Below are 12,687 nucleotides of genomic sequence, written 5' to 3' on the forward strand. Positions count from 1 at the left end.
GTCGTGAATAGTCGACGAGAAAGGGATAGACTCATCGATACCTCGGGCGTCAGTTTAGCAGAGAACTCTGTACGTGTCTTACGCTTCGGCTACTCGGTTCGAGAAGAAGTCCTTCGTCAGTCTTGCCACCACTCCGCCTAACATGATGAGGCCGATGAGGTTGGGGAAAGCCATGAATCCGTTCAGCAGAGTGCCGATGGCCCAGACGAGGGGAACGGGCACGACGGCGCCGATCAAGATCAGAATCGTGTAGATGACTCGGTAGGGGAAGATGCCCTTCGCGCCGAACAGGTACTCGAAACACTTTTCGCCGTAGTAATACCAGCCGATCAGAGTCGAGAATCCGAAAAGAAACGAGCACAGGGCCACGAGCGCGCTCGCGTAGGGGATTTGCGTATTCAGCGCGGCGGCGGTGAGATCCCCGCTGGCGTTCTGATAGGCGGCGTCTTGCCACATGCCCGACGAGAGAATGATGAAAGCCGTCATGCTGCACACGATGACGGTGTCCATGAAGACCTCGAAGACGCCAACCACTCCTTGCTCCGATGGGTGTTTCACCTTGGCGATGCCGTGAGCGATGGGTGCGCTCCCGAGCCCGGCTTCGTTCGACAGCACCCCCCGGCTGACGCCGGCGGCAATCGCGGAGCTCACACTGGCTCCGATGAAGCCTCCCGCCGCCGCCGACGGAGTAAATGCGTTCCCGAAGATGAGCGCGAACACGTGGGGGATCTGATCGAGGTTCATGAAGATGTAGGCGAATCCCATGACGAGGTAGATCACGATCATCGAGGGAACGAGCCTCTCGGCCACCAACGCGATGCGCTGGATACCTCCGAGGAGGACGAGGCCGCAGGCTACGGTGATGAGAACACCGGGAACCCAGGCATCGATTGTCGTCCCGAACGTCTGCTCCGAGGCCTTCATGAAAGTCTGGGCAATCGTATTGGACTGTGCCATGTTGCCCGTTCCGAGAAGGGCGGTGGCGGCCCCGAAGAGACAGAACATTTGTGCGAGCGGTCTCGCATAGCTCTTGCCCTTCAGCCCGTTGGAGATGTAGTACATGGGGCCGCTCGCCAGCTCGCCGGTCGCCGTCGTGACTCGGTAATGAACTCCGAGCACCGCCTCGGAGTATTTCGTGGCCATGCCCACGGCGGCGGTGACCCACATCCAGAAGATCGCGCCCGGTCCGCCCACGAGAATGGCGGTTGCCACCCCGCCGATGTTTCCGTTCCCCACCGTGGAGGCGAGTGCCGTCGAGAGGGCCTGAAACGGTGTGATCGTTCCTTCGATCCCGGCGGACTTTTGCTTCGAGATCCCAGCGAGCACCATCTTCAGCGCCGTGCCGAAGTGTCGGATCTGCACGAATCCTGTCCGCACGGTCAGGTAACCTCCGGCGACGACCAGCAAGGCGGGGATCATGTAGGGCTGATAAATGAAATTCGACAAAGCGTTGACGAAGTCGGTGAGTTGGTCCATCGTTCGGGTCCTTGAAGCTCAGGAGAAGAGTTGGCTGAGAAAGGGCGACAGGATGATGATGGCGATCGCCACCGGGCAAACGAAGCGGATGAGAAAACTCCACAGGGCCGTGCTGGGAAACCAGGCGTTCTCCGCGGTCAGCTCGCGGAGTGCTTTGTCGAGACCGAGAAAGTACGCGACGAAGATCGAGACGAGGAAGCCGCCGATGGGAAGGGAGTAGTTGTTCCAGAGCGTTGCCATGAGGCCAAGAAATCCGCCGAGCGGCAGGTTGGTCAGAAAGGCCACCGCGCCGTTGCCGAGCGCGCTCGGAATGGACAGAACGAAGGTGAAGAGTGTCAAGACGATGACGGCCTTTTTCCGCCGCCACCGGTACTCATCGATGAAATGCGAAACGGGCACTTCGAGTAGCGAGATCGTGGACGTCAGTGCCGCGGTCGCGAGCAAGATGAAGAATGCCATCCCGAAGAGCCTTCCACCCGGAAGCGTGGCAAAGAGCTGCGGAAGTACCTGAAAGATGAGCCCGGGGCCGGATGTGCTGGGGTCGAAGCCGGCGATGGAGAAGCCCGTGGGAAAGATGATGAACCCGGCGAGAAGCGCAATCATCGTATCGAGCCCGACCACCCACAGCGCCGACACTCCCAGGTTGTCCCTTCGGTTCATGTAGCTTCCGTAGGTGATGAGAGCGCCCATTCCGAGACTCAGAGAGAAGAAAGCCTGGCCGAGCGCGCCGGTAACCACTCGGAAATTCCAGAGCTTGCTGAAGTCCGGCTTCAGGTAATAGGCGAGGCCCTCGGCAGCACCGGGCAGCGTCAAGGCTCGTACGGCGAGGACGAGGAGAAGAATGATGAGCAGAGGCATGAGAGCCTTCGTGACGCGCTCGATCCCTTCGCGGACGCCGCCGAGAATACAGGCGGCGGTGAGCACCAGGAAGAAAAAGGTCAGGCCAACGTTCGCCGCCCCGTTGGCCGTAAAACTGCCGAAGAAGCTCCCGATCTCTTCGGCGGTGCTCCCGACGTTTCCGAAGCCCATGAATCCGATATACGCGACCGTCCAGCCCGCGATGACGGAATAGAAAGAGAGGATGCCGACGCCGGTCATCACGCCGAGCGCTCCCACAAGCCACCATTTCGTCCCGGGGGCAAACGATCGAAACGCGCCAACGGGTCCTTTTTCGCTTCCCCGTCCGAGAAGGAGCTCGGAGATGAAGATCGGTGCGCACACGAAAAAAACGCAGAACAGATAGACGAGCACGAAGACCGCGCCCCCGCCCTGGCCCACCTGCGTCGGAAATCCCCAGATGTTGCCGAGCCCGACCGCGGAGCCTGCGGCGGCGAGGATGAAGCCAGTTCTCGAGCCCCACGTACCGCGGTCCGATGTTGCCATGCGCTATCGCCTCCGGAGGAAAGAGAAGGTTGCTATCACTTGGGGAGCCGGCTCAGCTCTCCTTGGGGAGTGACTTTGAATATCGCTTTGGCGTGGGCGTCGACGACCAGCAGGTTTCCTTCCCGGTCGAGCGCCAGGCCCTGGGGGCTCGTCAGCGGCTCGCCTTGGAGAAATGGCGTCACTTTACCGTCGGGAGAGACCTGCCAGATCGCGCGAGCGTAACCGTCGGTCACGTAGAAGTTTCCGTTCGGATGCAGAACCGCATCGTGCGGGAACTCGAACGGCGACGAGCCAGCGATCGGCGTGGTCGTTCCGCCCGCGACTCTGACGAGGGTTTTGTCGGTGAGCACGACGATCGCACCCTCTTTGTCGAACAGGATCGCGCGAGGCGCTCGAATCTCCGCGACGTCTTCCACCTCGCCGTTGGCCATGACGCGCCGCAGCCGGTGAGTCACGCGGTCGACGGCGAGCACGTTGCCGGTCGACTCCACCGCGACGCCCCAGGGCGTGACGAAGCGGTCGTCGTCGGCGATGGGGTCGATCTTGCCGTCGATTCCGATGCGGAACAGCTTCATCGTTGCCGGATCGCTGGCAACGAACCAGCCGTCCTTTTCGAAGGTCACGTGGCGGATGCCGTAGAGCGGTGTTCGGGGCAGGCCCTCACCCTTCGCGATGACCCGGAACGAATCGCCATCGAGCTTGAGGAGCGCATGGGCCTCGTGATCCGCGACGTAAACGCCACCTTGGGGGTCGACGGTCACGTCGACCGGATACACGAGCTCGTCGGCGGAAGCCGAGAAGGCAGAGAGGATCACGGATAAGCCTAACCGTATCAACATCTTGACCTCTGAGCCGCGTCGAATCCAGGGCGGGCCAGCGGAAACCCGCTGATTCTATTAGCGTGGCGGCTGCAATTCAATGGGATCGATCAATTTGTCTGCGAGCAATTTGGCATTTCGTATCGCCAGCGGAATTGGATAGAATCCGCGCTTTGTGGTCCGAGTTCTCTCGACTGTTGACTGTCAAATGGGAACGCGAGGCTCCGACCAGAGCCGATCTCGTCGGTTCGAGGCTGTGCCTCGCTAGGAGGTAGTGCGTGGAAGGTGTCGTCAATTGGACGCCTGTTCTCGGTCTGGCTGCGCTCTTGTTCGCCTGGTACAAAGCGGGCTTCGTCGCCCGTCAGGATGCTGGCACCGATCGCATGAAAGAGATTGCGGGATTCATCCGCACCGGCGCCATGGCTTTCTTGTGGCGCGAATACTCGGTGCTCGCCCTGTTCACCCTCGTCGTGACAGTCCTGCTCGTCGTCTCCAACTATAGGGCGGGGACGGCGCTCGTGGGACTTTCCTTTCTCGTGGGGGCGTCCAGCTCGGCTCTTGCGGGATTCTTTGGTATGCGGGTCGCGACCCAGGCCAACGTTCGAACCACGAACGCCGCCCGCGAGTCGATTTCGCGAGCACTCGGCGTGGCTTTCTCCGGCGGCTCGGTGATGGGCATGTCGGTCGTCGGTCTGGCGCTTCTCGGACTGTCGCTTCTGTACCTGCTCTACACGAATCTATATGGCGTCGAGCAGGAGACCATCCAGAACCGGGTGCTCCAGATACTTTCTGGTTTCAGCCTTGGCGCCTCGTCGATCGCGCTCTTCGCCAGGGTCGGCGGCGGAATCTACACGAAATCCGCGGACGTGGGCGCGGATCTCGTCGGGAAGGTCGAAGCCGGAATTCCCGAGGACGACCCGAGAAACCCGGCCGTCATCGCCGACAACGTGGGAGACAACGTCGGGGACGTCTGTGGCATGGGCGCGGACCTCTTCGAGTCGTATGTCGGTGCCATCATCGGTAGCATGGTTCTCGCGCTCGGCTACGTGTCGAGCCTCGAAGCATCGGGCGTCACCGTTGCCTCACCTTTGAACTACGTGGTGCTTCCTCTGGTCCTGGCGGGAATCGGGATCGTCGCTTCGATCGCCGGCACCTTCGCGGTGAGAACGTCGGAAGGGGGAAATCCCCAGACCGCTCTCAATCTCGGGACGATCGGCGCCGCCATCATGATGCTGATCATCTCGGTTCCGGTAATTCGTTCGCTGACGCCGGAAGCTTGGGACCGCTTGTATCTCTCGATGATCGCCGGCCTGGCCGTAGGAAGCGCTATCGGTTTCATCACCGAGCATTACACCGCGGAGTCGAAGAAGCCAGCTCAGCATGTCGCTGCGGCGTCGCAAACCGGCTCGGCGACCAACATCATTGCCGGGCTCGCATTGGGAATGAGATCCACGGCGTGGCCGCTGATATTGTTGTCAACCGCCATCGTCGTGACCTACAAGCTCGCAGGGCTCTACGGGGTGGCGCTCGCCGGTCTGGGGATGCTCGCGACAGTGGGGATCCAGCTAGCCGTCGACGCCTACGGCCCCATTGCCGACAACGCCGGGGGAATCGCCGAGATGAGCGAGCTTCCGAAAGAAGTGCGAGGGCGAACCGACAAGCTGGACGCCGTGGGAAATACCACGGCGGCCATCGGCAAGGGATTCGCGATTGGCTCGGCCGCTCTCGCCGCGCTCGCTTTGATGGCTGCTTTCCAGCAACAGGCGGGGCTCAACGTTGCCGCGCTCTCCGTGTCGGAGCCCATCGTGCTCGCCGGGATCCTCGTAGGCGCCATGGTGCCGTTTCTGTTCTCCTCGATGGCGATGGAAGCCGTGGGGGATGCCGCCTTCGATATGATCGAGGAGGTACGAAGACAGTTCAAAGAGATCGACGGGCTTCTCGAAGGCAAGAAAGGGGCGAAAGCGGACAACGCTCGGTGCGTCGACATCGCGACCGCGGCGGCACTCAAGCGAATGATCGTCCCTGGGCTGATGGCGGTCGTGATCCCGGTCGCGGCCGGTCTGTACGATCCGAACTTTCTCGCCGGGCTCCTCGTGGGAGCGCTCGCTTCGGGCGTACTCCTCGCGATCTTCATGGCGAACGCCGGGGGCGCCTGGGACAACGCCAAGAAGCACATCGAGGGTGGAAACTTCGGCGGGAAGGGAAGCGATGCCCACAAAGCGGCGGTCGTGGGTGACACCGTGGGGGATCCGTTCAAGGATACGGCCGGGCCCGCCATCAATATCCTTATCAAATTGATGTCGGTCGTGGCCCTCGTCATCGCTCCGTTGATTCGATAGCAGCCTCACGAGCGCCTTGCGAGACCGGCCTGCTGCCGGTAAACTAAGCAGCCAAACGGTCTCGGGGAGGCGACGCGACCCATGAAGGCGCCGGTAATCGTCATCGCTCTACTCTTGGCCCGAGGCTCGTTCGCGAGCCAGGGGGCCGCGGTGACGAAGCCCATGCATCCGGACACCGACACCAATCGCGTGATCCAGGAGGTCTGCGTCACCTGTCACAATGCCACCACGCTCCTGGGGAACCTGTCCCTCGAGGATTTCGACGTGTATGCCGCGGAGAAGAGCGCCGAAGTCGCCGAGAAGGTGATTCGCAAGCTGCGGGCGGAGATGATGCCCCCTCCGGGGATTCCGAGACCGGACGAGGCCGCGCTCACGGCGGTTTACGAGACACTCGAGGCGCGGATCGACGCCGCCGCTCTTCGCGATCCGAACCCGGGAGCGCGCTCGTTCCAACGGCTCAATCGAACCGAGTACGAGAACGCGATTCGTGACCTCCTGGAGCTCGACGTGGATGCTTCGGACTGGCTGCCGCTCGATCAGATGAGCGCCAATTTCGACAACATGGCCGACGCCCAGACGTTGTCTCCGATGCTTCTCGAGTCTTATCTCAACGCGGCCAGCGATATCAGCCGGATGGCCGTCGGGGATCGAAACGCTCCCGCCGTCGACGTGACGTACACCAGTTCGATCTACGCTTCCCAGCACCCGTGGGATCAGCTCGAGGGTGCTCCTTACGGGACGCGTGGTGGCTTGGTGGTAGAACACGCCTTCCCCGCCGATGCCGAATACGTTTTCGAGCTGACCTTCGCTTCCGGGGAGAACGCTCAGCTCGAGGACGTCGACCTGTCCATCGACGGCGAGCGCGTCGCCCTGATACCGTACGCTCAGTCGGAGGGAGGCGCCGATGGCCGGGGCGCGGCGCCGATGAGTACGGAGCCGGTTGCCGTTCGGGCGGGCCAACGGCGGGTGGCCGCGGCATTCATTCGCAGGACCGATGGGCCTTACGAGGATCTCATCCGCCCGCATGACTGGTCGTTCGCCGGCGGTGGTTCCGGGGGCAGCGGAATCACGACTCTGCCCCACCTTCGGAGTGTCGTCATCAAAGGGCCCTACCATGCGACCGGGCTCTCGGACACTCCGAGCCGTAAGCGCATCTTCTCCTGCCGGCCCACGAGCCCGGGCGAGGAGAGGCCGTGCGCCGAAGAGATCGTGACGCGGCTCGGTAGCGAAGCTTATCGGCGTTCCCTATCGGCCGGCGATCTGGAGGGCTTGATGGAGTTCTACGATCTCGGTGCGTCCAAGGGCGGGTTCGAGATCGGAGTGCGCATGGCTCTCGAGGCGATCTTGGCGAGCCCGTATTTCGTTTTGCGACTCGAGACCGAGCCGAGCGGTGCGCGGACGGGGCAGGGATACCGTATCAGCGACGTCGATCTGGCATCGCGACTGTCGTTCTTTCTCTGGGGGACTCCCCCCGACGGCGAGCTCCAGAAGCTGGCTAACGAAGGCCGACTTTCCGACCCGGGTGAGATCGAGCGTCAGACGCGCCGCATGCTGGCGGACCCTCGCGCGGAAGCTTTGGGCACCCGCTTCGCCGCGCTATGGCTCAGGCTACAGGACTTGTACAAAGTTCGCCCCGATCCAAACTACTATCCGAATTTCGACGAGAACCTCGCCGACGCGATGCGACGTGAGACCGAGCTCTTCTTTTATGATCTCGTTCGCGAGGATCGGAGCGTGCTCGAGCTCTTCACCGCCGACTACACGTTCGTCAACGAGCGCCTCGCCCGCCATTACGGGTTTCCCGACATTGCCGGAAGCAGGTTTCGACGCGTGGCCTACCCCGATGACACCCGCCGGGGAATCCTGGGCCATGGCAGCGTGCTCGTTCTCACTTCCATGGCAAACCGGACTTCGCCAGTGCTCCGGGGGAAGTGGGTCATGGAAGTTCTGATGGGGACGCCTCCGCCTCCGCCGCCTCCGAACGTCCCGGACCTGGAACAGACCGAAGGGGTCTCGAACGGGAGGACTCTGACCACGCGCGAACGTCTCGAGCTCCATCGCTCCGACCCGACTTGCAGGTCTTGTCATCGACTCATGGACCCTATCGGTTTGGCTTTGGACAACTTCGACGTCACGGCGAAGTGGCGCACTCGTGAGAGCGGGATGCCGCTCGACACCCACGGCGAATTCTACGATGGCACCCCGGTCTCGACTCCTGCGGAGCTGGTCGAAGCTCTTTTGAAGCGTCCCGAGATCCTGGTACGAAACTTCGCCGAGAATCTTCTGGCATACGCACTGGGCCGGCGAATCGAGTATACCGATCAGCCGACGATTCGGTCGATCGTGAGGAAGGCCGAGGAAAACGATTACCGGGTATCGTCGTTCATAATGGGAGTGGTCGGGAGCGACGCTTTTCAGATGAAGCGCGTGGACCCGATGACGACCGACGAAGCGACGACGGTCCACCAGCCGTAACGGATTATTACGAAAAGGAGACACGGCGATGGGGTACATTACGGGAAAGCACATGCCGCGGCGGACGTTCCTTCGGGGCCTCGGCGCTTCGGTGGCGCTGCCGTTTCTGGACGCGATGATCCCGGCGGGACGCCGGGCGTCGGCGGCGACGCGAGCCTCCATCGACCGCATGCGGCTCGTCTGCATCGAGGAGGTGCATGGCGTCCCGGGCTGCAACGAGTGGGGGGCGACCCAGCACCTGTTCGCGCCGGCGACGACCGGTCCTGACTTTCAGCTGCTCCCCGACAATGTTTTGAGCCCACTGTCGGAGTTCCAGGACCAATTGACGATCATCAGCAACACCGACGTGCGCATGGCGGAAGCTTTCTCACCGCCGGAGATCGGAGGCGATCATTTCCGCTCCAGCGCGGTGTTTCTCACTCATTGCCACCCGAAGCAGACTCAGGGCTCGGACATCTATGCCGGGACGTCGATGGACCAGATGTACGCCCAGCGTTTCGGCCAGGACACCCCACTGCCTTCGATGCAGTTCTGCATCGAGAATCTCGATCAGGCGGGCGGGTGCACCTACAACTATTCCTGCGTGTACACGGACTCGATCAGTTGGGCATCGCCCACGGAGCCGCTGCCGATGATTCGCGATCCACGGGTCGCATTCGACATGCTGTTCGGTGCGGGGGGAACCCCCGAGGCACGAGCCGAGCGCCGGCAAGCACGAAAGAGTATCCTCGACTGGATCGCCCGCGATGTGACGGTCGCGCGAAAACAGCTGGGTGCCGCAGACCGCCTCCGGCTCGACCGATACCTCGAGAACGTGCGCGAGATCGAGCGCCGAATCGAGATGGTCGAAGCGCACAACCAGAGCGGGGAGCAGCGAGAGCTGCCCGACGCGCCCGCGGGCGTGCCCGATTCCTTCTCCGAGCACATGAAGCTGATGTTCGACCTCCAGGTGCTGGCGTTGGAAGCGGACATGACCCGGGTCCTCTCGTTCAAGCTGGGACGTGACTCCCAGAACCGCGTGTTTCCCGAGAGCGGATCCGACAAGCCGTTCCACCCGGCGTCTCACCATGGAAACAAGGAGGAGAACATTCTGGAGTTCAACAAGATCTGCAAGTACCGCATGAGCATGCTCCCGTACTTTCTCGAGAAACTGAGCTCGACGATGGTGGAAGACTCTTCACTGCTGGACAAGTCGATGATCCTCTGGGGATCGCCAATGGCCGACGGAAACATCCATAACCACCGTCGCTGTCCCCTCATCCTGCTCGGCCGCGCCAACGGCCATCTTCGCGGAAACCTCCATCTGAAGGCCCCCGACGGAACGCCGATGGCGAACGTCATGCTCACGCTCTTGCACATGCTGGGGCTCGACGACCAGGAGTCATTTGGCGACAGCACCGGAACGTTCGATCTCTCGCCACTGGCGCGGGCGTCGAGCACGGCGTGAGCCCGAATGCAGGAGAGAAAAGCATGAGAGCTGGCCCATCCGCCTCGGCGTGGACGATCGTCGTTGCTTTCGGTGTGAGCGTCCTCGCCGCTTCCCCGTCCTACTCGCCTGTCGCCGATGCGGCCAAAGCCGGGGACTTGGAGTCCGTGCGCAGGATCCTCCAACGAGGAGCGGACGTGAACGCGGCCCAGGGAGACGGCATGTCGGCGCTCCATTGGGCGGCGGTGCTCGGCGACGCCGGGATGGCGGAGATACTGATCTATGCCGGCGCGAACGCGATGGCGGAGACCCGTATCGGTCACTACACGCCGCTTCACCTGGCGGCCAAGGCCGGAAGGGCGTCTGTCGTGGAGACGCTGCTCGAGGCCGGCGCCGACGTGAACGCGAGAACCACGAACACCGGTGCGACTCCGCTGCACCTTGCCGCCGCGTCGGGTGATGCCAGAGTCGTCACGGCGCTACTGGCCCGAGGGGCGAACGTTGACGCCCGGGACAGCGAGTGGGGACAGACGCCGCTGATTTATGCGGCCGCCCAAAACCGAGTGGACGCGATCCGGGCGTTGCTGCGAAGCGACGCGGACCCGGGCGTCACCACGAAGGTCTTAGACCTCGAGGCAGAGGAAAAGCTCGTGCGAGCGTCGGAGAAACGGCAGGAAAAGGTGCTCGAAACCCTGCGCGGTAAGGGGAGCACTGTGGCCGAGGGCGAGAGTGCACCGCCCAGCGCCCCTCAGCTGAAGGCGGCCATCCTGGCGGCGCGTGAGCTCTACCTTTCGGGAGAAGTTCCCGAGAAGGAAGAACCCGACGAGGGACGGCGGTTCCGCCCGGAGCTCAACCTGGAGACGAAAGGAGGCCTCACGGCCCTGCTTCATGCGGCTCGCCAGGGCCACGTCGAGGCGTCGCTCGCGCTTCTCGACGGGGGTGCGGACATCAACCAAGTGAGCGCGGGAGACGGCACCAGCCCCCTGCTGATAGCGACCATCAACGCCCAGTTCGATCTGGCGCTCGTCCTTCTCGAGCGCGGCGCCGACCCCAACCTCGAGGCGCGCGGCAACGGCGTCGCGCCGCTCTGGGCGGCCGTCAACGCTCAGTGGCAACCGAGAACGCGGTTTCCGCAGCCGCAACAGCACGGGCTGCAGAAGGCGACTTATCTCGACCTGATGAAAGCGCTGCTCGAGGCTGGGGCGAATCCGGATGCCCGATTGACCAAGCACCCCTGGTACATGGTCTACACCGGATGCGGTAACCGCAACTGCGGACTCGAGGACACCGTGGGCTCGACCGCTTTCTGGCGCGCCGCCTACGCGACCGACGTGGACGCCATGCGCCTTCTCGTCGCTCACGGCGCGGACCCAAACATTCCCACCAAGGCACCGCCGCCTAGGCCCCCTCGGTCGGGCACCATCGCGGAGAACGTGGATTCAGTGGAGCCGAAGCCGGTCCAGCCGAGTGGACCCGCGCTCTGGCCTGCCACCGACGCGGCCACGGTCACACCCGATCCTTCGGGACTGCCGAAGGTCAAGGCCGGAGACCCCGGCGTGTTTCCCATCCACGCTGCCTCCGGTGTCGGTTACGGCGAGGGCTTCGCCGGAAACGCCCACCGGCACGCGCCGGACGCCTGGCTCGCCGCCGTCAAGTATCTCGTGGAGGAGCTCGGCGTCGACGTGAACGCGCGCGATTACAACGGCTATAACGCGCTCCACCACGCCGCCGCCCGCGGGGACGACGAGATGATCCTCTATCTCGTGGACAAGGGGTGCGACGTCACCGCGGTGAGCCGTAGCGGGCAGACCACCGCCGACATGGCCAATGGTCCGGTCCAGCGCGTCTCCCCGTTTCCCGAAACGGTGGCGCTGCTGGAGAGGCTCGGCTCGAAGAACAACCACAACTGCGTGTCCTGTTGAGCTCTTTCATGGCGGTGGCGGGTTCTCTGGCGCGCCAGCGAGTTGGCCTCGCCCTTCTCTTGGCAGGCAGCCTCTGGGCGCCTCCTCGGAGCCTCGCGGGGCAGGAGGCGCCCTCGGCGGCGAAGGCACCGCCCTGGTTTCAGCTGACCATCGTTCAAGTTCAACCGACCATGGTCGATGAGTATATGGCGGTCCAACGCGAGCTCATGGCCCGCGCACAGAAAGCCAAAACGCCCTGGCGCACCGTCAGCCGTACCGAAGTGTTCGGGGATACCTACCGCTTCTTCATCGCGACGCCGCTCGAGAATCTGGCGAGCCTCGACCGTGGGAACGACTCGGACCCCGAGCTCACGGCGCTCGTCAATCGACTCCGCCGATGCATCACGAGCCGGAACAGCTACGCGATCCGCAATCTTCCCGAGATCAGTAATCCGCTCCCCGAGGGCCGGCGACCCGATCTGATGGTCATCAACGTCGCGAGGATCGCGCCGGGTCGTGAACAGGATTACTTGAACGTGATGCGAACGGATTTTCTTCCACACTTCGACGAAGTGAAAATCCACCATGTTACCGGCGCGCTCGCCTTCGGGGGTGAGAGTGGATTCATCCACGTCTTCTATGTGGACAACTTTGCCGAGCTCGACAAGGGATCGCCGGTGATGCGAGAGCTCGGAGCGGAAGGCGCTCAGGCGGCGACCGCGAAGCTATCGGGGATCGTGACGAGCAGCGAGCTCTGGGTCGCGCGTCTCATCCCCGAGCTGAGCTACGGTCCGACACCCGAAGAGTCAGCTAAGCGATAGCTTTTAGCTCTCCGGATCCGATAGACCCACCCGACAGATAGGTGGTCT

Annotated in this window: 8 protein-coding genes; 5 read left to right on the top strand and 3 right to left on the bottom strand. The window is 62.9% G+C overall.

Annotation, left to right across the window (positions count from 1 at the left end; genetic code table 11):
• Window positions 1–78: 78 nt before the first annotated feature.
• From VEK15_06380 to VEK15_06390, 3 genes are read right to left on the bottom strand one after another with little or no spacing between them, the layout of a single operon-like run.
• Complete coding sequence (locus VEK15_06380; GenBank protein ID HXV60303.1) at window positions 79–1,476, bottom strand: sodium:alanine symporter family protein; 1,398 nt, start codon at window positions 1,474–1,476, stop codon at window positions 79–81.
• A gap of 18 nt (window positions 1,477–1,494) precedes the next feature.
• Window positions 1,495–2,859, bottom strand: a complete 1,365-nt coding sequence (locus VEK15_06385) for a sodium-dependent transporter (GenBank protein ID HXV60304.1) — start codon at window positions 2,857–2,859, stop codon at window positions 1,495–1,497.
• Between the two features lie 35 nt (window positions 2,860–2,894).
• A complete protein-coding gene (locus VEK15_06390; GenBank protein HXV60305.1) occupies window positions 2,895–3,674 on the bottom strand; it encodes an NHL repeat-containing protein in 780 nt (259 codons plus the stop codon).
• 281 nt (window positions 3,675–3,955) lie between these two features.
• On the opposite strand from VEK15_06390, the gene VEK15_06395 reads away from it, so the two are divergent.
• The 5 genes from VEK15_06395 to VEK15_06415 all read left to right on the top strand — a co-directional run bounded on the left by VEK15_06395 (window position 3,956) and on the right by VEK15_06415 (window position 12,639).
• Window positions 3,956–6,016: a sodium-translocating pyrophosphatase gene (locus VEK15_06395; GenBank protein ID HXV60306.1), complete on the top strand. Its 2,061-nt coding sequence runs from the start codon at window positions 3,956–3,958 to the stop codon at window positions 6,014–6,016.
• An 81-nt stretch (window positions 6,017–6,097) separates the two neighbouring features.
• Window positions 6,098–8,491: a DUF1592 domain-containing protein gene (locus tag VEK15_06400; protein HXV60307.1), complete on the top strand. Its 2,394-nt coding sequence runs from the start codon at window positions 6,098–6,100 to the stop codon at window positions 8,489–8,491.
• Window positions 8,492–8,519: 28 nt separating this feature from the next.
• Window positions 8,520–9,938 (top strand): DUF1552 domain-containing protein, encoded by a 1,419-nt coding sequence (locus VEK15_06405; GenBank protein ID HXV60308.1) that lies wholly within the window; start codon window positions 8,520–8,522, stop codon window positions 9,936–9,938.
• A gap of 23 nt (window positions 9,939–9,961) precedes the next feature.
• The gene (locus VEK15_06410) at window positions 9,962–11,839 is read left to right on the top strand and encodes an ankyrin repeat domain-containing protein (GenBank protein HXV60309.1); all 1,878 of its coding nucleotides are present in this window, start codon (window positions 9,962–9,964) and stop codon (window positions 11,837–11,839) included.
• The gene (locus VEK15_06415; protein ID HXV60310.1) at window positions 11,836–12,639 is read left to right on the top strand and encodes a hypothetical protein; all 804 of its coding nucleotides are present in this window, start codon (window positions 11,836–11,838) and stop codon (window positions 12,637–12,639) included. The genes VEK15_06410 and VEK15_06415 overlap by 4 nt, the downstream gene beginning before the upstream one ends.
• Window positions 12,640–12,687: the final 48 nt, after the last annotated feature.

It is taken from the genome of Vicinamibacteria bacterium (assembly GCA_035620555.1).
Lineage (GTDB): Bacteria > Acidobacteriota > Vicinamibacteria > Marinacidobacterales > SMYC01 > DASPGQ01.